The sequence below is a fragment of the Exiguobacterium sp. s63 genome, assembly GCF_018617335.1.
Classification (GTDB): Bacteria; Bacillota; Bacilli; order Exiguobacteriales; family Exiguobacteriaceae; genus Exiguobacterium.
The window spans coordinates 13,119-36,082 of record NZ_JACSKB010000006.1 but is presented as its reverse complement, the minus strand read 5'-3'; the positions used below and the strand labels follow the sequence as shown (position 1 = coordinate 36,082).

General features: G+C 47.4%; 28 protein-coding genes and 1 other annotated feature (1 of these 29 only partly in view). All 28 genes read left to right on the top strand.

Annotation, left to right across the window (positions count from 1 at the left end):
* Positions 1-76 (top strand) — a sequence feature (ribosomal protein L10 leader region) (it extends 78 nt beyond the left edge of the window).
* Positions 77-120: 44 nt separating this feature from the next.
* The 28 genes from rplJ to rplR all read left to right on the top strand — a co-directional run bounded on the left by rplJ (position 121) and on the right by rplR (position 22,948).
* Complete coding sequence (rplJ, locus tag KNO90_RS14090; protein WP_214743076.1) at positions 121-627, top strand: 50S ribosomal protein L10; 507 nt, start codon at positions 121-123, stop codon at positions 625-627.
* Between the two features lie 60 nt (positions 628-687).
* Positions 688-1,056 (top strand): 50S ribosomal protein L7/L12, encoded by a 369-nt coding sequence (gene rplL / locus KNO90_RS14085; protein WP_012727687.1) that lies wholly within the window; start codon positions 688-690, stop codon positions 1,054-1,056.
* Positions 1,057-1,135: 79 nt separating this feature from the next.
* Positions 1,136-1,732, top strand: coding sequence for a class I SAM-dependent methyltransferase (locus KNO90_RS14080; RefSeq protein ID WP_214743077.1), 597 nt, complete (start codon positions 1,136-1,138; stop codon positions 1,730-1,732).
* Positions 1,733-1,925: 193 nt separating this feature from the next.
* Positions 1,926-5,474: a DNA-directed RNA polymerase subunit beta gene (rpoB, locus tag KNO90_RS14075; RefSeq protein ID WP_214743088.1), complete on the top strand. Its 3,549-nt coding sequence runs from the start codon at positions 1,926-1,928 to the stop codon at positions 5,472-5,474.
* Between the two features lie 22 nt (positions 5,475-5,496).
* Positions 5,497-9,096, top strand: a complete 3,600-nt coding sequence (gene rpoC, locus KNO90_RS14070) for a DNA-directed RNA polymerase subunit beta' (RefSeq protein WP_012727684.1) — start codon at positions 5,497-5,499, stop codon at positions 9,094-9,096.
* A gap of 290 nt (positions 9,097-9,386) precedes the next feature.
* A complete protein-coding gene (gene rpsL, locus KNO90_RS14065) occupies positions 9,387-9,809 on the top strand; it encodes a 30S ribosomal protein S12 (RefSeq protein WP_012727683.1) in 423 nt (140 codons plus the stop codon).
* Positions 9,810-9,857: 48 nt separating this feature from the next.
* The gene (rpsG, locus tag KNO90_RS14060; RefSeq protein WP_021066600.1) at positions 9,858-10,325 is read left to right on the top strand and encodes a 30S ribosomal protein S7; all 468 of its coding nucleotides are present in this window, start codon (positions 9,858-9,860) and stop codon (positions 10,323-10,325) included.
* A 112-nt stretch (positions 10,326-10,437) separates the two neighbouring features.
* Positions 10,438-12,516 (top strand): elongation factor G, encoded by a 2,079-nt coding sequence (gene fusA, locus KNO90_RS14055; protein WP_012727681.1) that lies wholly within the window; start codon positions 10,438-10,440, stop codon positions 12,514-12,516.
* A 114-nt stretch (positions 12,517-12,630) separates the two neighbouring features.
* Complete coding sequence (tuf, locus tag KNO90_RS14050; RefSeq protein ID WP_078147868.1) at positions 12,631-13,818, top strand: elongation factor Tu; 1,188 nt, start codon at positions 12,631-12,633, stop codon at positions 13,816-13,818.
* Positions 13,819-13,926: 108 nt separating this feature from the next.
* Positions 13,927-14,436, top strand: coding sequence for a hypothetical protein (locus KNO90_RS14045; protein WP_214743078.1), 510 nt, complete (start codon positions 13,927-13,929; stop codon positions 14,434-14,436).
* Between the two features lie 377 nt (positions 14,437-14,813).
* On the top strand, positions 14,814-15,122 hold the full coding sequence (gene rpsJ / locus KNO90_RS14040) for a 30S ribosomal protein S10 (protein WP_012727678.1): 309 nt from the start codon (positions 14,814-14,816) through the stop codon (positions 15,120-15,122).
* Between the two features lie 60 nt (positions 15,123-15,182).
* Positions 15,183-15,809 (top strand): 50S ribosomal protein L3, encoded by a 627-nt coding sequence (gene rplC, locus KNO90_RS14035; RefSeq protein WP_012727677.1) that lies wholly within the window; start codon positions 15,183-15,185, stop codon positions 15,807-15,809.
* A 28-nt stretch (positions 15,810-15,837) separates the two neighbouring features.
* On the top strand, positions 15,838-16,461 hold the full coding sequence (gene rplD / locus KNO90_RS14030) for a 50S ribosomal protein L4 (protein ID WP_026824833.1): 624 nt from the start codon (positions 15,838-15,840) through the stop codon (positions 16,459-16,461).
* Complete coding sequence (rplW, locus tag KNO90_RS14025; RefSeq protein WP_012727675.1) at positions 16,461-16,742, top strand: 50S ribosomal protein L23; 282 nt, start codon at positions 16,461-16,463, stop codon at positions 16,740-16,742. The genes rplD and rplW overlap by 1 nt, the downstream gene beginning before the upstream one ends.
* A 34-nt stretch (positions 16,743-16,776) precedes the next feature.
* Positions 16,777-17,607: a 50S ribosomal protein L2 gene (gene rplB, locus KNO90_RS14020; protein ID WP_012727674.1), complete on the top strand. Its 831-nt coding sequence runs from the start codon at positions 16,777-16,779 to the stop codon at positions 17,605-17,607.
* Between the two features lie 66 nt (positions 17,608-17,673).
* Positions 17,674-17,949 carry a 30S ribosomal protein S19 gene (gene rpsS / locus KNO90_RS14015; protein WP_012727673.1) on the top strand — a complete coding sequence of 92 codons (276 nt, stop codon included), beginning with the start codon at positions 17,674-17,676 and terminating at the stop codon, positions 17,947-17,949.
* A 20-nt stretch (positions 17,950-17,969) separates the two neighbouring features.
* Positions 17,970-18,302: a 50S ribosomal protein L22 gene (rplV, locus tag KNO90_RS14010; RefSeq protein ID WP_012727672.1), complete on the top strand. Its 333-nt coding sequence runs from the start codon at positions 17,970-17,972 to the stop codon at positions 18,300-18,302.
* A 13-nt stretch (positions 18,303-18,315) separates the two neighbouring features.
* On the top strand, positions 18,316-18,975 hold the full coding sequence (gene rpsC / locus KNO90_RS14005) for a 30S ribosomal protein S3 (protein WP_026824837.1): 660 nt from the start codon (positions 18,316-18,318) through the stop codon (positions 18,973-18,975).
* Positions 18,976-19,007: 32 nt separating this feature from the next.
* Positions 19,008-19,445 (top strand): 50S ribosomal protein L16, encoded by a 438-nt coding sequence (rplP, locus tag KNO90_RS14000; protein WP_012727670.1) that lies wholly within the window; start codon positions 19,008-19,010, stop codon positions 19,443-19,445.
* Positions 19,432-19,635, top strand: coding sequence for a 50S ribosomal protein L29 (gene rpmC, locus KNO90_RS13995; protein ID WP_012727669.1), 204 nt, complete (start codon positions 19,432-19,434; stop codon positions 19,633-19,635). The genes rplP and rpmC overlap by 14 nt, the downstream gene beginning before the upstream one ends.
* 32 nt (positions 19,636-19,667) lie before the next feature.
* A complete protein-coding gene (gene rpsQ, locus KNO90_RS13990; protein ID WP_012727668.1) occupies positions 19,668-19,928 on the top strand; it encodes a 30S ribosomal protein S17 in 261 nt (86 codons plus the stop codon).
* Positions 19,929-19,972: 44 nt separating this feature from the next.
* Entirely contained in the window at positions 19,973-20,341 is a 369-nt protein-coding gene (gene rplN, locus KNO90_RS13985; protein ID WP_012727667.1) for a 50S ribosomal protein L14, read from the top strand.
* Between the two features lie 36 nt (positions 20,342-20,377).
* A complete protein-coding gene (gene rplX / locus KNO90_RS13980) occupies positions 20,378-20,686 on the top strand; it encodes a 50S ribosomal protein L24 (protein WP_012727666.1) in 309 nt (102 codons plus the stop codon).
* Positions 20,687-20,718: 32 nt separating this feature from the next.
* Positions 20,719-21,258: a 50S ribosomal protein L5 gene (rplE, locus tag KNO90_RS13975; RefSeq protein ID WP_012727665.1), complete on the top strand. Its 540-nt coding sequence runs from the start codon at positions 20,719-20,721 to the stop codon at positions 21,256-21,258.
* A 20-nt stretch (positions 21,259-21,278) separates the two neighbouring features.
* Positions 21,279-21,548, top strand: a complete 270-nt coding sequence (gene rpsN / locus KNO90_RS13970) for a 30S ribosomal protein S14 (RefSeq protein ID WP_012727664.1) — start codon at positions 21,279-21,281, stop codon at positions 21,546-21,548.
* 31 nt (positions 21,549-21,579) lie between these two features.
* Positions 21,580-21,978 (top strand): 30S ribosomal protein S8, encoded by a 399-nt coding sequence (gene rpsH, locus KNO90_RS13965; protein ID WP_012727663.1) that lies wholly within the window; start codon positions 21,580-21,582, stop codon positions 21,976-21,978.
* A 33-nt stretch (positions 21,979-22,011) separates the two neighbouring features.
* Positions 22,012-22,551 carry a 50S ribosomal protein L6 gene (rplF, locus tag KNO90_RS13960; RefSeq protein ID WP_012727662.1) on the top strand — a complete coding sequence of 180 codons (540 nt, stop codon included), beginning with the start codon at positions 22,012-22,014 and terminating at the stop codon, positions 22,549-22,551.
* 34 nt (positions 22,552-22,585) lie between these two features.
* Entirely contained in the window at positions 22,586-22,948 is a 363-nt protein-coding gene (gene rplR / locus KNO90_RS13955; RefSeq protein ID WP_012727661.1) for a 50S ribosomal protein L18, read from the top strand.
* The last annotated feature ends 16 nt before the right edge of the window (positions 22,949-22,964 follow it).

The window sequence follows — 22,964 nt, the reverse complement described above, 5'->3', positions numbered from 1 at the left end:
GAGCCTGTTGTCACAGGTTTACTTTCAAACAATTACGCCCTCGTATGTCTTCATACGAGGGATTTCTTTTGGAGAGCAGCCTCTCGTCCGGTATAAGAATTGACTAGGAGGTGCAAACACATGGCAAACGAAAAAATCGTAGCTCAGAAATCGGCACTCGTCGATGAAATCGCTGAGAAAATGCAAGCGAGCGTTGGAACAGTTGTTGTTGACTACCGCGGACTTACAGTTGAAGAAGTGACTACACTCCGTAAATCACTCCGTGACGCTGGAATCGAGTTCAAAGTTTACAAGAACGGTCTTCTTCGCCGCGCAGCTACTCAGTCGAACTTCGAAGGTCTTGACGAAGTCTTCACTGGTCCTACAGCAATCGCCTTCTCAAACGAAGACGTGATCGCTCCAGCGAAGATCTTGAACGACTTCTCGAAAGAGCACAAAGCGCTCGAACTCAAAGGCGGAATCATCGAAGGTAAAGTTTCTTCACTCGAAGAAATCAAAGCCCTTGCAGAACTTCCATCACGCGATGGTCTTCTCTCGATGCTTCTCAGCGTACTTCAAGCTCCAATCCGTGGGCTCGCAGTCGCAACAAACGCAATCGCAGAACAAAAAGAAGAGCAATCAGCTTAATTTTTGTCGCGTAGCGTAACTCAAAAAACTTTTTTACAACATCAAAGGAGGAAAACCATAATGGCTTTCAACAAAGAGCAATTCATCGAAGACCTCAAATCAATGACGGTTCTCGAACTTAACGAACTCGTAAAAACAATCGAAGAAGAATTCGGCGTATCAGCAGCAGCTCCAGTAGCAGTTGCAGGTGCTGGCGCAGGCGCAGCAGCTGAAGAGAAAACTGAATTCGACGTAATCCTCACAAACGCTGGCGCTGGTAAAATCAACGTCATCAAAGCTGTTCGTGAAATCACAGGTCTCGGCCTTAAAGAAGCAAAAGCACTCGTTGACGGAACTCCAGCTCCAGTCAAAGAAGGCGTTTCTAAAGAAGACGCTGACGCAATCAAAGCTAAGCTTGAAGAAGCTGGCGCATCTGTTGAAGTTAAGTAATTCAACTTCACAACCTATAGAAGCTCGCCATGGCGAGCTTCTTTTATTTCCTTGAAGAATGGGTTAGGAGGTTCAACGCATGGGAGATCATTACTATACGAACGATCCACGTTCGGAAAGTGCCCCAGAGACATGGACGTACGAGTTGCGAGGGAAACAGTATCATTTCACTTCGGACCGCGGTGTGTTCTCGAAAGGATCGGTCGATTTTGGGTCACGTCTTTTAATTGAAACGTTTGAGATGCCTGATGTGTCGGGACGTATTTTAGATGTAGGCTGCGGCTATGGTCCGATGGGGATCTCGCTTGCCGATGCCTCTGGGCGTGAGGCCTTGCTCATCGATGTGAATGAGCGTGCGCTGGCGCTCTCTGAGCAAAACGCCGCCCGTAATGGAGTGACGGTCGAAACACGGCTTTCTCACGCGTATGACGCGGTGGGGGGAGAACGGTTTGCCGCCATTGTCACCAATCCGCCGATTCGTGCGGGGAAACAAGTCGTCCATACGATCTTGCGTGAAGCACATACGCACCTCGTCGATGGAGGAGCAATTTATGTCGTCATTCAAAAGAAACAAGGAGCACCTTCTGCTAAAAAGCTATTAGAAGAGGTGTTTGGTCAAGTCGAAACGATGGCGAAGGAGAAAGGTTACTTTATTTTCCGAGCAATTCGGTCTTGACAAACGGTGAAGTCTTGTTGACTCGCTATAACGTATATGCTAACATTATAAAATGCCATTGGAATGGAATTCGCTTGAAACTGCCGTGTCTGCCGCTTTTTAGAGACGGAAAACGAGCGACATTCAATGACAATGTTCGATTATTACGCCCGAAAAATTCGCTAAAGAATTGGGGGTCTGAGAGGTGAATCAGTTGACTGGTCAACTTGTTCAGTACGGTCGTCACCGTCAGAGAAGAAGCTATGCCCGTATCAGTGAGGTTCTAGAGCTTCCGAATTTGATTGAAATTCAAACTGCTTCTTACGAGTGGTTCTTGCGTGAAGGATTGAAAGAGATGTTTACGGACATTTCACCGATTTCCGATTTCACAGGAAACCTCGTATTGGAGTTCATCGATTACTCGCTCAGCGAGCCGAAGTATTCAATCGATGAATCGAAGGAGCGCGACGTTACTTATTCTGCGCCACTTCGCGTAAAAGTACGTCTCCAAAACAAAGAGACAGGTGAGCTCAAAGAACAAGAAGTATTCATGGGGGATTTCCCGCTCATGACAGAATCGGGAACATTTATCATTAATGGTGCAGAACGCGTCATCGTTTCCCAGCTTGTTCGTTCACCGAGCGTGTACTATAACGCTAAACTCGATAAAAACGGTAAACGTGGATTTGGCGCAACTGTCATCCCGAACCGTGGTGCTTGGCTCGAACTCGAGACAGATGCCAAAGATATCGTTTATGTTCGTATCGACCGTACCCGTAAAATTCCGGTAACGGTGTTGTTGCGTGCCCTCGGATTCGGTACGGACCAAGAAATTATCGACCTTCTCGGAGATGACGAATACCTTCGTAACACCCTTGAAAAAGATAATACAGAGTCTACAGAAAAAGCGTTGATCGAGATTTACGAGCGTCTACGTCCTGGTGAACCACCAACAGTAGAAAACGCGAAATCACTTCTTGTGTCACGTTTCTTCGACCCGAAACGCTATGACTTAGCAAATGTCGGTCGCTATAAGATGAACAAAAAACTTCATCTTAAGAACCGTTTGTTCGGTCAAAAGTTAGCGGAAACGCTCGTGGACCCAGAAACAGGCGAAGTACTCGCTGAAGCTGGAACCGTCCTCGATCGTCGCAACCTCGATCGTATTCTCCCGCATTTGGAGAACGGACTCGGTTATGTCGACGCGGAACCAACTGGTGGTGTCGCTGAAGGTGAACCGTTCGGTCTTCAATCAATCAAAGTCGTCTCACCGGATGACCCAGATGGAGAGCGTATCTTGAACATCATCGGAAATGGCAATATCGACCGTAGCGTAAAACATATTACGCCAGCCGATATTATCGCTTCAATCAACTACTTCTTCAACTTACTTCACGAAGTCGGAACAACAGATGACATCGACCACTTAGGAAACCGTCGTCTTCGTTCAGTCGGAGAACTTCTCCAAAACCAATTCCGGATCGGGCTTTCCCGTATGGAACGTGTCGTAAAAGAACGTATGTCGATTCAAGATCAAAACGCGATCACGCCACAGGCGCTCATCAACATCCGCCCGGTTATCGCATCACTTAAAGAGTTCTTCGGTAGCTCGCAATTGTCACAGTTCATGGACCAAACAAACCCGCTCGCAGAGCTTACGCACAAGCGTCGTCTCTCTGCACTTGGACCGGGTGGTTTGACACGTGAACGTGCTGGTTTCGAAGTTCGAGACGTTCACTATTCGCACTACGGTCGGATGTGTCCAATCGAAACACCAGAGGGACCGAACATCGGACTCATCAACTCACTCTCGTCTTATGCGAAAGTGAACGAGTACGGTTTCATTGAAGCACCATATCGTCGTGTTGACCCAGAAACGGGTCTCGTTACTGGCGATATCCAATATATGACGGCTGATGAGGAAGACCTCTATGTCGTCGCACAGGCGAACATGCCGCTCACAGAAGAAGGCCACTTTGCGAACGAACAAGTTCTTTGCCGTTTCCGCGGACAAAACTTGTCAGTTGAGCCAAGCCGAGTCGATTACATGGACGTTTCGCCGAAACAGGTTGTTTCTGCCGCGACTGCATGTATCCCGTTCCTTGAGAACGATGACTCGAACCGTGCCCTCATGGGAGCGAACATGCAACGTCAAGCAGTACCACTTCTTCAACCAGATTCACCGATTGTCGGTACTGGAATGGAGTATGTATCTGCGAAAGACTCTGGGGCAGCCATCGTTGCGAAATACCCAGGTGTCGTCGAACGCGTCACAGCGCGTGAAATCTTGATCCGTCGCACGTCTGACGTGAACGGTTCTGAGGTTTCGGGTGACTTGGACCGTTACAAACTTCAAAAATATGTCCGTTCGAACCAAGGGACATGTTATAACCAAAAACCAATCATCGCAGCTGGTGACCGTGTTGAAAAAGGAGAAATCCTTGCAGACGGTCCATCGATGGATATGGGTGAGCTCGCGCTCGGTCGTAACGTCGTCGTTGCCTTCATGACATGGGATGGTTACAACTATGAGGATGCGATCATCATGAGTGAGCGTCTCGTGAAAGATGATGTGTACACGTCGATTCATATCGAAGAGTACGAGTCAGAGTCACGCGATACGAAACTCGGACCAGAGGAAATCACACGTGATATTCCAAACGTCGGAGATGATGCACTTCGTAACTTGGACGATCGCGGAATTATCCGCATCGGGGCTGAAGTCAAGGATGGCGATATCCTCGTCGGTAAAGTAACACCTAAGGGCGTTACAGAATTGACGGCGGAAGAGCGTCTCTTGCACGCAATCTTCGGTGAGAAGGCACGTGAAGTACGTGATACGTCACTTCGTGTACCAAACGGTGGAGATGGAATTATCTTGGATGTCAAAGTGTTCGACCGTGAGAACGGTGACGAATTGTCTCCAGGCGTCAACCAAATGGTACGTGTCTATATCGTTCAAAAACGTAAGATTCACGAAGGGGATAAGATGGCGGGACGTCACGGTAACAAAGGTGTTATCTCGCGGATCCTCCCTGAAGAAGATATGCCATACATGCCAGACGGTACACCGGTTGACATCATGCTCAACCCGCTTGGGGTACCATCTCGTATGAATATCGGTCAGGTACTTGAACTCCACCTTGGTATGGCGGCGAAGAAGCTCGGCATCAAAGTGGCAACACCTGTATTCGATGGAGCGCGTGAGGAAGACGTATGGGCAACGATTGAAGAAGCTGGTATGGATAAAGATGCGAAAACGCGTCTCTACGATGGTCGTACGGGTGAACCGTTCGATAACCGCGTCTCGGTCGGTGTCATGTACATGATCAAACTCGCGCACATGGTTGATGACAAACTTCACGCTCGTTCGACAGGACCATACTCACTCGTCACGCAACAACCGCTCGGTGGTAAAGCACAGTTCGGTGGTCAGCGCTTCGGGGAGATGGAAGTTTGGGCTCTTGAAGCGTACGGTGCAGCCTACACGCTCCAAGAAATCTTGACAATCAAGTCGGATGACACGGTCGGTCGTGTGAAAGCATATGAGGCCATCGTGAAAGGCGAGAGCGTTCCGAAAGCGGGCGTTCCTGAATCATTCCGCGTCTTGATCAAAGAGCTTCAAGCGCTCGGTATGGAAGTCAAGATGATGTCAGCGGATGATGAAGAAGTCGAAATGAAAGATGAAGATGACGACAACATCCCGAACGCAACATCGGCGTTAGAACAAGTCGTTCAACCGACTGTTACGGAAGAGGAATAAGGCGAAAAGGGAGGTCGGCCCCTTGGTAGATGTTAATCGATTTGAATATATGAAAATCGGCTTGGCTTCATCAGAGAAGATCCGTTCGTGGTCTTATGGTGAAGTCAAAAAGCCGGAAACGATCAACTATCGTACACTTAAACCAGAGAAGGACGGATTATTCTGTGAACGAATCTTCGGTCCTACGAAAGACTGGGAATGTTACTGTGGGAAATACAAACGTATCCGTTATAAAGGAGTCATTTGTGACCGCTGTGGCGTTGAAGTGACGAAAGCGAAAGTGCGTCGCGAGCGAATGGGCCATATCGAGCTCGCGGCACCAGTTTCGCACATCTGGTACTTCAAAGGGATTCCAAGCCGCATGGGGCTTGTTCTCGACATGTCACCACGTGCGCTTGAAGAAGTCATTTACTTCGCATCTTACGTGGTCACAGAGCCAGGTGATACTCCGCTTGAGAAGAAACAACTTCTCTCGGAAAAAGAATTCCGTCTCTACCGTGAAAAATACGGTAGCGACTTCAAAGCAGACATGGGTGCTGAAGCCATCCGTACACTTCTTCAAGACGTGAATCTTGAAAAAGAAGTAGGCGAGCTTCGTGAAGAGTTGAAAACAGTCCAAGGTCAACGTCGTACACGTGCGATCAAGCGCTTGGAAGTTCTCGATGCATTCTTCACTTCAGGAAACAATCCGGACTGGATGATCCTTGAAGTACTTCCTGTCATCCCACCAGAGCTTCGCCCGATGGTACAGCTTGATGGTGGACGCTTTGCGACATCTGACTTGAACGATTTGTATCGTCGAGTCATCAACCGGAACAACCGTCTCAAACGTTTGCTCGACCTCGGCGCGCCGAACATCATCGTGCAAAACGAGAAGCGTATGCTTCAAGAAGCGGTTGACGCCCTCATCGACAACGGTCGTCGTGGTCGTCCGGTAACAGGTCCTGGTAACCGTCCGCTTAAATCACTTTCACATATGTTGAAAGGGAAGCAAGGTCGTTTCCGTCAAAACCTTCTCGGTAAACGGGTCGACTATTCAGGACGTTCGGTTATCGTCGTAGGTCCGAACTTGAAGATGTACCAGTGTGGTCTTCCAAAAGAGATGGCACTTGAACTCTTCAAACCGTTCGTGATGAAAGAGCTTGTCGGTCGCGGCATCGCTTCAAACATCAAGAACGCCAAACGCAAAATCGAGAAGATGCAACCTGAAATCTGGGGCGTCCTTGAAGAAGTCATTCGTGAGCATCCGGTCCTCTTGAACCGTGCCCCGACGCTTCACCGCCTTGGTATTCAAGCATTCGAACCGATTCTTGTTGAAGGTCGTGCGATTCGCCTTCACCCACTCGTATGTACGGCATACAACGCCGACTTCGATGGTGACCAAATGGCTGTCCACGTTCCGCTCTCTGCTGAAGCACAAGCGGAAGCACGTCTTCTCATGCTCGCTGCACAGAACATCTTGAACCCGAAAGACGGAAAACCAGTTGTTACACCATCGCAGGATATGGTCCTCGGTAACTACTACATCTCACTCGAACGTGAAGATGCCGTCGGTCAAGGGAAAGTGTTCTCGAACGTCAACGAAGCGTTGATTGCTTACCAAAACGGTTATGTCCACTTGCACTCGCGTGTGGCACTTCCGGCACGTACGCTCAACAACCCGACGTTCACAGACGAACAGAACGAGAAATTGCTCATTACGACTGTTGGTAAGATGATCTTCAACGAAATCTTGCCAAACACGTTCCCATACTTGAACGAGCCAACGATGGAAAACTTACAGGAAGCAACGCCTGATAAGTACTTCATCGACAAAGGGGCGAACGTTGCGGAAGAAATCGCATCACGTCCAATCATCGACCCGTTCAAAAAAGGTTTCCTTGGAAAAGTCATCGCGGAAGTGTTCCAGAAGTTTGAAACGACTGAAACAAGCCGCATGCTTGACCGGATGAAAGATCTTGGCTTCAAGCACTCGACAAAAGCGGGTGTCACGGTTGGGATTGCCGATATCATCGTACTTCCGGATAAACAGGAAATTCTTGACGAAGCACAAAAACAAGTCGACCAAATCATGAAGTCGTTCCGTCGTGGTCTCATCACTGAAGATGAGCGTTACGAGCGCGTTGTCCGTGCTTGGAACGAAGCGAAGGATGAAATTCAATCACGATTGATGAAATCCCTCAACCGCTTGAACCCAATCTTCATGATGTCTGACTCAGGTGCCCGTGGTAACGCATCGAACTTTACGCAGCTTGCGGGTATGCGTGGTTTGATGGCCGCTCCATCTGGTCGCATCATCGAACTTCCAATCAAATCGTCATTCCGTGAAGGTCTGACGGTTCAAGAGTACTTCATCTCGACTCACGGGGCTCGTAAAGGTCTTGCCGATACAGCCTTGAAGACAGCCGATTCAGGTTACTTGACGCGTCGTCTCGTTGACGTAGCGCAAGATGTCATCATCCGTGAAGAAGATTGTGGAACAGACCGCGGAATCCGTGTTTCTGCACTCCGCGAAGGTACGGAAGAAATCGAAAGCTTGTACGACCGTCTCGTCGGACGTACGTCGTTCGAAACGGTCACACACCCTGAAACGGGCGAAGTGTTGATCGATAAGAACGAATTGATCACAGAAGACATCGCACGCATCATTGTTGATGCGGGTGTTGAAAAAGTTGAAATCCGTACAGCCTTTACATGTAACACGTCACACGGCGTATGTAAGAAGTGTTACGGACGCAACTTGGCGACTGGATCTAACGTTGAAGTCGGAGAAGCCGTCGGTATCATTGCCGCACAATCAATCGGTGAGCCAGGAACGCAGCTTACAATGCGTACCTTCCACACAGGTGGGGTTGCCGGAGACGATATCACACAAGGTCTTCCGCGTATCCAAGAGGTATTCGAAGCCCGTAACCCGAAAGGTCAAGCGGTCATCTCGGAAATCTCTGGTACGGTCATCGACTTCACGGAATCGCGTGACAAGCGTGAACTCACGGTCGAAGGATTCAGTGAGACTCGTTCATACACGATTCCATTCGGAGCACGTCTACGTGTTCAAATCGGCGATACAGTAGAAGCCGGTGAAGTCTTCACGGAAGGTTCGATCGATCCGAAAGAATTGCTCGCCGTCCGTGGTGTGTCTGGTGTTCAGAACTATCTTCTCCAAGAAGTTCAAAAAGTTTACCGGATGCAAGGGGTAGAAATCGGTGATAAGCACGTTGAGGTCATGGTTCGCCAAATGCTTCGTCGTGTCAAAGTCATCGAATCAGGTGACACACCACTTCTCCCTGGATCACTCGTCGACATCAGCGTCTTCAAAGAAGCGTGTAAAGATGCGATTCGTGATGGAAAACACCCAGCGACTGCGAAACCGGTCCTTCTCGGGATCACGAAAGCCTCGCTTGAGACAGATTCGTTCCTCTCAGCGGCTTCGTTCCAAGAAACGACTCGCGTCTTGACAGATGCAGCAATCAAAGGGAAACGCGACTATCTCCTCGGACTCAAAGAGAACGTCATCATCGGTAAGCTCGTTCCAGCTGGTACTGGAATGGCCGTCTACCGTGATGTAGAACTCAAAGAAGATGAGGCGCCAGTTGCGCTCGAAGATACAACAGTCGAGTAAAATACGTCTTGACAGCGCAGGTTGGCGGTGCTACTATGATTTAGTGCCGCCAATCGGTTGTTGTCGATGACAACGATGTCCAGCAGTCGGCAAGCTACTTGGACGTCCATCCGAACTTTCTACGGGAAGGTTTGGCTGCTACAATTGCCACTTTCAAGGTATAACTCACGTTTTTGCGAGGTCATGGAATGCCTACGCCTCGTAAAAGCGTTTCGTTATGACCTTAAATGAACCACCCGGGTCGGTGGGACTAGAAAATAGCAACATTCAGGAAGGGAGGATCTTCAAAGATGCCTACTATTAACCAGTTAGTCCGTAAAGGACGTAAATCGAAAGTCGTGAAATCTGACTCTCCAGCACTTAACAAAGGTTACAACAGTTTCATCAAGTCACAAACAAACGTGAGCTCACCACAAAAACGTGGTGTTTGTACACGTGTTGGTACAATGACTCCGAAGAAACCGAACTCGGCGCTTCGTAAGTATGCTCGTGTTCGTTTGACTAACCAAATCGAAGTGACTGCGTACATCCCAGGTATTGGCCACAACCTTCAAGAGCACAGCGTTGTTCTTATCCGTGGAGGACGTGTAAAAGACTTACCAGGGGTACGTTACCACATCGTTCGTGGTGCGCTTGACACTGCAGGTGTTGATGGACGTATGCAAGGCCGTTCTAAATACGGTACGAAACGTCCGAAAGCTGCGAAGAAGTAATTCTCGCAAACTAAACTACAATTGAAATTTTGAAAGGAGGGTACTCGGATGCGTAAAAACCGTGCAGAACGTCGTGACGTTATCGCAGATCCGATCTACAACTCGAAATTGGTAACTCGCCTCATTAACCGTGTCATGTTAGACGGTAAAAAAGGTACAGCTCAAACTATCATTTACAACGCATTTGGTCTCATCGCTGAACGCTCAGGCAAAGAGCCTATGGAAGTGTTCGAAGAAGCAATGAACAACATCATGCCTGTACTTGAAGTTAAAGCACGCCGTGTAGGTGGAGCTAACTACCAAGTTCCTGTAGAAGTTCGTCCAGAGCGCCGTACAACACTTGGTCTTCGTTACCTCGTGAACTACGCTCGTCTCCGCAACGAAAAAACGATGGAGCAACGTATCGCGAACGAAATCATGGATGCAGCCAACAACACTGGTGCATCTGTTAAGAAACGCGAAGACATGCATAAAATGGCAGAAGCTAACAAAGCGTTTGCTCACTATCGTTGGTAATTTAATCGTAAAGTCCACTCCGCCAAGCATGGCTTAACGGAGTGGCTTTCGGGTATAATCATATCGTGTGCGCGCACACGAAAATCAAACATGCGGAAGGAGAATACCCAGTATGGCAAGAGAATTCTCCCTAAAGAATACTCGTAACATCGGGATCATGGCTCACATCGATGCCGGTAAAACGACAACAACTGAACGTATTCTTTATTACACAGGTCGTATCCATAAAATTGGTGAAACGCACGAAGGTGCTTCACAAATGGACTGGATGGAGCAGGAGCAAGAGCGTGGAATCACGATCACTTCAGCTGCGACAACTGCACAGTGGAATGGCCACCGTGTAAACATCATCGATACACCTGGACACGTAGACTTCACTGTAGAAGTTGAACGTTCACTCCGTGTACTTGATGGTGCGGTTGCTGTACTTGACGCTCAGTCAGGTGTAGAACCACAAACAGAAACTGTATGGCGTCAAGCGACGACATATGGTGTACCACGTGTCGTATTCGTCAACAAGATGGATAAAATCGGCGCAGACTTCTTGTACTCTGTGAAGACGCTCCATGATCGTCTTCAAGCGAACGCTTACGCGATCCAACTCCCAATCGGAGCAGAGGACGATTTCAAAGGGATCATCGATCTCGTTGAAATGAAGACTTACATGTACAACAACGACCTCGGTACTGACATCGAAGTTACAGATGGCTTCCCAGCTGACATGGCTGACCAAGCTGAAGAACTTCGCGGTCAATTGATCGAAGGTGTTGCTGACTTCAACGAAGAGTTGATGATGAAGTACCTTGAAGGAGAAGAGATTTCAATCGATGAATTGAAAGCTGCGATCCGTCAAGCGACACTTAGCGTCGAATTCTACCCTGTACTCGTTGGTTCTGCCTTCAAGAACAAAGGTGTTCAGCTCATGCTTAACGCCGTTGTTGATTACCTCCCATCACCAGTTGATGTTGAGTCAATCAAAGGGATCAACCTCGATACAGAGGAAGAAATCACACGTGAGCCTTCTGACGAAGCTCCATTCTCAGCACTTGCGTTCAAAGTTATGACTGACCCTTACGTCGGTAAATTGACGTTCTTCCGCGTGTACTCTGGTACAGCTGAAGCGGGATCATACGTGAAGAACTCGACTAAAGGGAAGCGTGAGCGTCTCGGTCGTATCCTTCAAATGCACGCAAACAGCCGTGAAGAGATTCCAATGGTATTCGCTGGTGACATCGCCGCTGCTGTTGGTTTCAAAGACACGACTACTGGAGATACGCTTTGCTCTGAGAAAGATAACATCGTTCTCGAGTCAATGACATTCCCAGAACCAGTTATCTCGGTTGCAATCGAGCCTAAATCGAAAGCAGACCAAGATAAGATGGGTCAAGCTCTTGCGAAACTCGCAGAAGAAGATCCAACATTCCGCACTGAAACAAACCCTGAGACTGGTCAAACGATCATCTCTGGTATGGGTGAGCTTCACCTTGATATCCTCGTTGACCGTATGCGTCGCGAGTTCAAAGTAGAAGCTAACGTTGGTGCACCACAAGTTGCTTACCGTGAAACAATCCGTGGCGCTGCGAAGATCGATTCGAAATTCGTTCGTCAGTCTGGTGGACGCGGTCAGTACGGTCACGTTGTCGTAGAATTCGAGCCGAACGAAGAAGGCGCTGGATTCGAGTTCGAGAACAAGATCGTCGGTGGTGTTGTACCACGTGAATACGTCCCTGCTGTTCAAAACGGGATTGAAGAAGCTCTCGAAAACGGTATCCTCGCTGGTTACCCAGTAGTAGACGTTAAAGCTCGTCTCGTATTCGGATCGTACCACGATGTCGACTCGAACGAGATGGCGTTTAAAGTTGCTGCTTCGATGGCGGTTAAACAACTTAAGGACCAAGCGAAAGCTGTCATCCTTGAGCCAATGATGCGTGTTGAAGTTGTTATCCCAGAAGAATACATGGGTGACATCATGGGTGACGTTACGTCACGCCGTGGACGCGTAGAAGGTATGGAAGCTCGCGGTAACGCACAAGTCGTTAAAGCGATGATTCCACTTTCAGAAATGTTCGGTTACGCAACATCACTTCGTTCACGTACACAAGGACGCGGAACGTACTCGATGCACTTCGATCACTACGAAGAAGTACCGAAATCAATCGCTGAAGAAATCGTCAAAAAAGCGAACGGCTAATAACGGTTGTATCGCTAGATTGATTGTTGTAAGCTAAGGAGGACGTATGTTAAAAGTAACCTACGTCTTCCTAGTTAAATAAAAACTAATCGTTTAATAGAGGAGGAATCTAGAATGGGTAAAGAAAAATTCGACCGTTCTAAACCGCACGTTAACGTTGGTACAATCGGCCACGTCGACCACGGTAAAACAACTTTGACTGCAGCAATCTCTGCTGTACTTTCACGTGCACAAGGTAAAACAGCTACTAAGTTCGACCAAATCGATGGTGCTCCAGAAGAGCGCGAGCGCGGTATCACAATCGCAACAGCTCACATCGAGTACGAAACTGACAAGCGTCACTACGCACACGTTGACTGCCCAGGACACGCTGACTATGTTAAAAACATGATCACTGGTGCTGCACAAATGGACGGCGCGATCCTCGTTGTATCTGCAACAGATGGCCCAATGCCACAAACACGTGAGCACATCCTTCTTTCACGTCAAGTAGGTGTTCCTTACATCGTAGTATTCATGAACAAAGTTGACATGGTAGACGACGAAGAGCTTCTCGAACTCGTTGAAATGGAAATCCGTGAACTTCTTTCTGAATACGACTTCCCAGGCGACGACCTTCCTGTAATCAAAGGTTCTGCACTTGGCGCACTTAACGGTGAAGCTCAGTGGGAAGAAAAAGTTATGGAACTCATGAACGCTGTTGATGAGTACATCCCAGAACCAGTTCGTGACACTGAAAAAGACTTCATGATGCCTGTTGAGGACGTATTCTCAATCACTGGTCGTGGTACTGTAGCGACTGGTCGTGTTGAGCGTGGTGTTCTCCGCGTCAACGACGAGATCGAAATCGTTGGTCTTACAGAAGAAACGAAGAAAACTGTATGTACTGGTGTAGAGATGTTCCGTAAGCTTCTTGACTATGCTGAAGCTGGCGACAACATCGGTGCACTTCTCCGTGGTGTATCACGTGACGACATCGAGCGTGGACAAGTACTTGCTAAGCCAGGTTCAATCACACCACACTCAAAGTTCAAAGCATCAATCTACGTTCTTTCTAAAGAAGAGGGTGGCCGTCACACGCCATTCTTCGCGAACTACCGCCCGCAGTTCTACTTCCGTACAACTGACGTAACAGGTATCGTTCACCTTCCAGAAGGTACTGAAATGGTAATGCCAGGAGACAACATCGAGTTGACGATCGAATTGATTTCTACAATCGCGATCGAAGACGGTACACGTTTCTCTATCCGTGAGGGTGGCCGTACTGTAGGTGCTGGTTCAGTAACAGAAATCATCGAGTAATCGATTGATTCAACTGAACAACTTCAAGCAGTCCGCAATATGCGGGCTGCTTTTTTATGTTTTCATCATGACATGATAAGATGAGGCATATGAGAAAGGAGTGGCGTCATGTTGAAGCAACTAGAGACGATTTGTCGCTTGAATGGGATTGAGTATCGGATCGGCGGCTCGGAGCTGTTGAAGCACCATCACATTGTCGAGGTGACGAATGACATCGATGTCTTTGTGGAACCAGACCAGTTTGAAAAAATCGACCGGGTACTCAGTCGTGCCGGTGAGAAGCAATCATCTGAACCACATGAAGCGTACTTGACGACTTACTTTGGAGAGTATGTATTCGAGGGGGCAGATGTGGACGTCATGTCCAGTTTTCGAATGAAGTGCACGGACGGGATTTATACGCATCCTTTCATTGAGCCGACTGGACAATGGATGCACCTCGAGGAGTGGATCGTTCTTTATACGGTGATTGATCGTGAAGAAAAACTAGATTCCTTGATTCACTATTTTAAGCACCACTCTATTAATGAAGGAATTGTCCATGAATGTTTAAAAAGAGCTCCGCAATCGGTCATAGAAGGGGTTACAGAGCGTTTTGGCGAGTTGATGAAACGCTAGGTCGAGTTGACATGGGAGTTCGTTTGAAAAATAGTTCAATAAAAGAATGAATTTTTGCTTGCAAAAGCTCGCGAATCTTGTTACATTAGGGAACGTTGAGCAACTCATCAGACAACCGGCAACTTCAAAAATCTAATCTTGCATTCCATGACCAGATTAGATATAATGATTAAGTGTTTGTGCGAGTGGTGAGAGACTTTACAGCAGAAAATGGGTCCAATCGTTGATTTGCAATGATCGGATGCCTCTGCTGACACAAGCACGCTGCGTTGAAGCGGGAGGTTATGACACGCCAGGCAGCATTGCCATGGCCGGTGTGGAAATTTCCGCGGAGAATTGTCTATTTTAAAAGTAGGCGACAAAGGAGGGAAACAAACATGGCAAATGAAAAAATTCGTATTCGTTTAAAAGCATATGACCATCGCGTTCTCGATCAATCAGCTGAGAAGATCGTTGACACTGCGAAGCGTTCAGGTGCAAAGGTATCGGGTCCAATCCCGCTCCCAACTGAAAAATCGATTTACACGATCCTTCGTGCGGTTCACAAGTACAAAGATGCTCGTGAGCAGTTCGAAATGCGTACACACAAACGCTTGATCGACATCGTAAATCCAACACCGAAAACAGTCGATGCGCTTATGCGTCTCGAGTTACCATCAGGTGTAGACATCGAAATCAAACTTTAATTCTTCATATAGTAGATACTAGCCAGAAGAGACAATAATTATTAACAGGAGGTGTATCTCATGGCTAAAGGAATCTTAGGAACAAAACTTGGTATGACTCAAATCTTCAACGAAGCAGGCGAAGTTGTACCAGTAACAGTAGTTGCTGTAGAAGGTAACGTCGTTCTTCAACTTAAAACAGTTGACACAGACGGTTACGAAGCAGTTCAACTTGGTTTCGGAGACATCAAAGAATCACGTCAAAACAAACCATCAAAAGGTCACGCTGCGAAAGCAAACGCGACACCTAAGCGCTTCATCAAAGAAGTTCGTACTTCAGTAGAAGGATACGAAATCGGTCAAGAGATTAAGGCAGACATTTTCGCTGCAGGTGAATTAGTAGACGTTACAGGTACATCGAAAGGTAAAGGATTCCAAGGTGCGATCAAGCGTCACGGACAATCACGTGGACCAATGGCTCACGGTTCGCGCTACCACCGTCGTCCTGGTTCGATGGGTCCTGTCGCTCCTAACCGCGTATTCAAAGGGAAACTTCTTCCTGGTCAAATGGGTGGAGAGCGTAAAACAATTCAAAACCTTGAAGTCGTTAAAGTTGATGTGGAACGTGGCCTTCTCCTCGTGAAAGGTGCTATCCCAGGCGCTCGTAAATCGAACGTCATCATCAAATCAGCGGTCAAAGGTAACTAATTAACTGCACGGAAAGGAGGAATTACGAATGCCTAAAGTAGCTTTGCTTAACCAAACAGGTTCACAAGTTGGCGAAATCGAATTGGCAGAAGCCATCTTCGGAATCGAGCCAAACGAATCAGTACTTTACGACGCAATCGTCATGCAACAAGCATCACGCCGTCAAGGTACTCACGATACGAAAGGTCGCTCGGAAGTACGCGGTGGCGGCCGTAAACCATGGAAACAAAAGGGAACTGGTCGTGCGCGCCAAGGTTCTATCCGCTCACCACAATGGGTTGGTGGTGGTACAGTCTTCGGTCCAACACCACGTTCATACTCTTACAAACTTCCTAAGAAGGTTCGTCGTTTAGCACTTCTCTCGGCTCTTTCGTCGAAAGTACAAAACAACGAATTCATCGTCCTCGAAGGCCTTGCTTTCGATGCACCAAAAACAAAAGATATGGCTGCTGTACTCAACAGCTTATCAGTAGAACGTAAGGCTCTTGTAGTCACAGCGGACTACAATGAGACTATCGCTCTCGCAGCTCGTAACATCCCAGGAGTGACTGTGATCGACGCAGCAGGCGTAAACGTTCTTGACCTCGTTGCTAACGACAAAGTCATCTTCACTAAAGATGCGGTTGCGAAGGTAGAGGAGGTGCTTGCATAATGGCTCAAGCATACGATATCATCAAACGTCCGATTATCACTGAGCGTTCAGTTAGCCTCATGGAAGCTAACAAATACGTTTTCGAAATCGACGTAAAAGCGACTAAATCGCAAGTGAAACACGCTATCGAAACAATCTTCAACGTGAAAGTTGCTTCGGTAAACACAATGAACTACAAACCGAAAGCGAAACGTGTCGGTCGTCACTCTGGTTACACAGCTCGTCGTAAAAAAGCGATCGTAACCCTTGCTGAAGGCAACACAATCGACTTCCTCGGTTAATTAACTACCTTAGAAGAAAAGGAGGGAATCCTCGATGGCAATCAAAAAGTTTAAGCCGACCACTAACGGTCGTCGTAACATGACATCTCTCGACTTTGCAGAGATCACAACGAATCGCCCTGAAAAATCGTTAACTGAAAAGCTTTCGAAAAAAGGCGGACGTAACAACCAAGGTCGCTTGACTGTTCGTCACCAAGGTGGCGGTCACAAGCGTAAATACCGTATCATCGATTTCAAACGTAACAAAGATGGCGTTGCAGGACGCGTAGCAACGATCGAATACGATCCAAACCGTTCAGCAAACATCGCACTCATCAACTATGTAGATGGTGAGAAACGTTACATCCTCGCTCCTAAGGGCATCAAAGTAGGCATGGAAATCATGTCTGGTCCTGAAGCGGATATCAAAGTGGGGAACGCTCTTCCACTCGTAAACATCCCTGTCGGTACAACAATCCACAACATCGAGCTTAAGCCTGGTAAAGGCGGTCAGCTAGTTCGTGCGGCTGGTGCATCGGCACAAATCCAAGGACGTGACGGCAAGTACGTCATCGTTCGTCTTCAATCAGGTGAATCACGTTTGTTCCTCGGCACTTGCCGCGCGACAATCGGTTCAGTTGGTAACGAAGAACACGAACTCGTAAACATCGGTAAAGCAGGACGTTCACGTTGGTTAGGCAAACGCCCAACAGTACGTGGTTCTGTAATGAACCCGGTTGATCACCCACACGGTGGTGGTGAAGGTCGTGCGCCAATCGGTCGTTCGGGCCCACTTACTCCTTGGGGTAAACCAGCTCTTGGTCTTAAGACTCGTAAGAAAAACAAATCGAGCGACATGTACATCCTTCGTCGCCGTAAGAAATAATTACTACATGATTCTCGGGCGGTTCGAAAGGGCCGTTCCCGAATCATTCCAAAGGGAGGTTCTAACATGGGTCGCAGCTTGAAAAAAGGTCCATTCGCAGATCACCACTTACTCGCTAAAGTTGACAAACTCAACGAATCTGGTGAGAAGCAAGTCATCAAAACTTGGTCACGTCGCTCGACGATCTTCCCAGAATTCATGGGTCACACGTTCGGTGTGCACGATGGTCGTAAACACGTACCAGTATTCGTGACAGAAGACATGGTTGGTCACAAACTTGGTGAATTCGCTCCAACACGCACTTACAAAGGTCACGGATCAGACAAGAAAACGAAACGGTAATTTGAGGGGAGGTCAAATCCATGCAAGCTAAAGCATCAGCTAATATGGTCCGTCTTGCTCCTCGCAAAGCACGTCTCGTTGTAGACTTAATTCGCGGGAAACAAGTCGGCGAAGCGCTCTCTGTCCTTGCTCACACGAACAAGGCAGCATCGCCAGTCGTTGAAAAAGTATTAAAATCAGCGATTGCTAACGCAGAGCACAACTACGATATGAACATTGAGAACCTCGTTGTAACAGAAGCTTACGTAAACGAAGGTCCAACACTCAAACGCTTCCGCCCACGTGCGATGGGTCGCGCAAGCCGTATTAACAAACGCACAAGCCACATCCACATCGTGGTAACTGAGAAATAAGGAGGGATATGTAGTGGGTCAAAAGGTAAATCCGCACGGTCTTCGCGTTGGTGTTATCAAAGACTGGGATTCGCGTTGGTACGCTGAGAAAGACTACGCTGATCTCCTTCATGAAGACTTCGTTATTCGTGAATACATCGAAAACAAAATGAAGGATGCTAGTGTTTCTAAAGTTGAAATCGAACGCGCTGCAAACCGCGTGAACATTTCGCTTCACACTGCGAAGCCAGGTATGGTAATCGGTAAAGGTGGTTCTGAAATCGAATCACTCCGTAAACACATTACAAAACTCGCTGACGGAAAACGCGTTCACATCAACGTTGTTGAAGTGAAAAACGCTGACGCTGTTGCGAAGCTTGTAGCAGAAAACATTGCTCGTCAATTGGAAGGTCGCGTATCATTCCGTCGTGCAATGAAACAATCTATTCAACGTTCGATGCGTACTGGCATCAAAGGGATCAAAACAGAAGTTTCTGGTCGTCTTGGTGGCGCTGATATCGCTCGTTCAGAGAAGTACTCGGAAGGAACAGTTCCACTTCACACACTCCGTGCCGACATCGATTACGGAACAGCTGAAGCAGACACAACTTACGGTAAAATCGGCGTAAAAGTTTGGTTATACCACGGTGAAGTTCTTCCAACAAAAAACAACACAGCGAAAAACGCTGAATAATAAACACTCTTTCAGGAAGGAGGCAACACACTATGTTGTTACCTAAACGCGTGAAATATCGTCGTGTACACCGTGGTAAAATGCGCGGGAACGCTAAACGCGGCACAACTGTACACTTCGGTGAGTTCGGTCTCCAAGCTCTCGAAGCGAGCTGGATTACAAACCGTCAAATCGAATCAGCACGTATTGCAATGACACGTTATATGAAACGTGGTGGTAAAGTGTGGATCAAGATCTTCCCACACAAGCCGTACACTAAAAAGCCTCTCGAAGTCCGAATGGGTTCGGGTAAAGGTGCTCCAGAAGGCTGGGTAGCTGTAGTTAAGCCTGGCAAAGTAATGTTCGAAATCGCAGGTGTATCTGAGGAAGTGGCACGTGAGGCACTTCGTCTTGCATCGCACAAACTTCCAGTAAAATGTAAGTTCGTGAAACGTGAAGAAAATGGTGGTGATACGAATGAAAGCAACTGATCTCCGTCAATCAACAACTGAAGAGCTCAACGGTAAAGTGGGCGAGTGGAAAGAAGAACTCTTTAACCTTCGCTTCCAACTTGCTACAGGTCAGCTTGAGAATCCTGCTCGTATCCGTGAAGTACGCAAGTCGATTGCGCGTGCTAAAACGATTCTTCGTGAACGCGAACTCGGCATCAACAACGGCTAATTACATCGGATTCTTGAGAGGAGGTAACACTCATGGAACGCAACAACCGTAAAGTGTTCACTGGTCGCGTCGTGTCTGACAAAATGGACAAAACGATCGTCGTCGCAGTAGAAACAAAGGTTCGTCATAAACTTTATGGCAAACGTGTAAACTACACGAAGAAATATAAAGCACACGATGAGAACAACGTCGCTAAAGTGGGCGATATCGTTCGCATCGCGGAAACACGTCCTCTTTCTAAAGACAAACGTTTCCGTCTTGTAACAGTAGTAGAAGAATCAGTAATCATCTAATAACAGTTCGGATTTATTAAACATCCGGAGGGAGGTACACTCGCATGATTCAACAAGAATCTCGCTTGAAAGTAGCAGACAACTCTGGCGCGCGTGAACTGTTGACAATTAAAGTTCTCGGTGGTTCTGGTCGTAAGACTGCAAACATCGGTGACATCATCGTCGCAACGGTAAAACAAGCAACACCAGGTGGCGTTGTTAAAAAAGGTGACGTTGTCAGAGCAGTTGTCGTTCGTACAAAACGCGGCGCTCGTCGTAAAGATGGTTCGTACATCCGTTTCGATGAGAACGCAGCAGTCATTATCAAAGATGACAAGAGCCCACGCGGCACACGGATCTTCGGGCCAGTTGCACGTGAACTTCGTGAAAAAGAATTCATGAAGATCGTTTCGTTGGCACCGGAAGTACTTTAATTTCCAATTTCAATCCTATAAGGAGGTGCGCAAACGATGCATGTTAAAAAAGGCGATACAGTCCAGGTAATGTCTGGTAAAGATAAAGGCAAGCAAGGGGTTATCCTCAAAGCTATGCCAAGCAAAAACCGCGTAGTGGTTGAAGGCGTAAACGTGATGAAAAAACACGCGAAACCTTCACAAGCGAATCCACAAGGCGGGATCCTTGAGATCGAAGCACCAATTCACGTCTCGAACGTAATGCCACTTGACCCTAAAACTGGCAAACCAACTCGTGTTGGTTTCAAAGTAGTCGATGGTAAAAAAGTTCGTGTCGCGAAATCGGGCGAATCACTCGATAAATAAGAAGAACGTGACGAAAGGAGGTCCATTCGACTATGAACCGTTTGCAAGAGAAGTATAAAAGCGACATCGTGAAAGCGATGATGGATAAATTCAACTATGACTCGGTCATGCAAGTACCGAAAATCGAAAAGATTGTCATCAACATGGGTGTAGGTGACGCTGTTTCGAACTCGAAAGCACTTGATATGGCAGTTGAAGAATTAACAATTCTTTCAGGTCAAAAACCACTCGTAACGAAAGCGAAGAAATCAATCGCTGGTTTCAAACTTCGTGAAGGTATGCCAATCGGTGCGAAGGTTACACTTCGTGGCGAGCGCATGTACGATTTCCTCGACAAATTGGTAACTGTTTCACTTCCACGTGTACGTGACTTCCGCGGTGTATCGAAGAAAGCATTCGACGGACGCGGTAACTACACGCTTGGCGTGAAAGAGCAACTTATTTTCCCTGAGATCGATTACGATAAAGTATCTAAAGTACGCGGTATGGACATCGTTGTTGTTACAACAGCAAACACAGACGAAGAAGCACGTGAATTGCTCACACTTCTCGGTATGCCATTCCAAAAATAATCTAGAGGGAGGTCGACAACATGGCTAAGAAGTCAATGGTGAATCGCGAACTTAAACGCGAGAAACTCGTTGCCCAGTACGCTGAAAAGCGTGCGAAGTTGAAAGCTGAAGGCGATTATATCGGACTCAGCAAATTGCCACGTAACTCGTCACCTGTACGCTTGCACAACCGTTGCAGCATCACAGGTCGTCCACATGGTTACATGGGTAAATTCGGGATCAGCCGTATCAAGTTCCGTGATCTTGCATACAAAGGTCAAATCCCTGGTGTTAAAAAAGCAAGCTGGTAATCCACTAACAGTGTGAAAGGAGGTACATCGCATGGTAATGACAGACCCTATTGCAGATATGCTTACACGTATCCGTAACGCTAACATGGTTCGCCATGAAAAAATGGAGCTTCCAGCTTCGAACATTAAACGTGAGATCGCTGAAATCCTTAAGCGTGAAGGTTTCATTCGCGATGTTGAATATATCGAGGACGCTAAACAAGGTACACTTCGTCTTTTCCTTAAATATGGAGCAAGCAACGAACGTGTAATCACTGGTCTCAAACGTATTTCGAAACCAGGTCTTCGCGTATACGCAAAAGCTGATGAAGTACCTAAAGTACTCGGAGGACTCGGAATCGCAGTTCTTTCGACATCTAAAGGTCTTATGACTGATAAAGAAGCTCGCCAACAACAAGTCGGCGGCGAAGTGATCGCCTACATCTGGTAAGTCACTTTTCTAACAAGAACGGAGGTGTAATCAATGTCACGTATTGGTAAAAAACCAGTTACGATTCCTGCTGGCGTTACTGTAACAGTTGCTAATGACAACACGGTCACAGTAAAAGGTGCTAAAGGTGAACTTTCGCTTTCAGCTAACCCGGCATTGGAAATCAAAGTTGAAGAGAACGAATTGACGGTTGTTCGTCCAGACGAATCGAAAGAAAGCCGCACAATTCACGGTACGACACGTGCCCTTATTGCCAACATGGTACAAGGTGTGTCGAACGGATTCCAAAAAACACTTGAGATCTCGGGGGTTGGTTACCGTGCTACGAAGCAAGGTAACAAACTCGTCCTCAACCTCGGCTACTCGCACCCAATCGAGTACGTCGCTGAGGAAGGTATCGAAATCGAAGTTCCTTCAAACACGCAAATCATCGTAAAAGGGATTAACAAAGAGCGCGTCGGTCACGTTGCTGCTCAAATCCGCTCGTACCGTGCTCCAGAACCTTACAAAGGTAAAGGTGTTCGTTACTCTGATGAACGTATTCGCCGTAAAGAAGGTAAGACTGGTAAGTAATTCGTCACGAAATGAACGGAAAGGAGTGGCATAAATGATCACAAAGGCAGATAAAAATGCAGTTCGTAAAAAACGTCATGCTCGCGTACGTCGTACGATCACGGGGACGGCAGCTCGTCCACGTTTGAACGTATTCCGTTCGAGCAAGCACATTTACGTTCAACTTATCGATGACGCGGCACAAACAACGCTTGTGTCTGCATCTTCGAAAGATAAAGCTCTCGATCTTACAAATGGCGGTAACGTTGAAGCAGCGAAAGCTGTTGGTAAACTTGCTGCAGAACGTGCACTCGAGAAAGGTATCGACACAGTTGTGTTCGACCGTGGTGGATACCTCTATCATGGCCGCGTCAAAGCTGTTGCAGAAGCAGCTCGTGAAGCAGGTCTTAAATTCTAATAAAAAGGAGGGGACA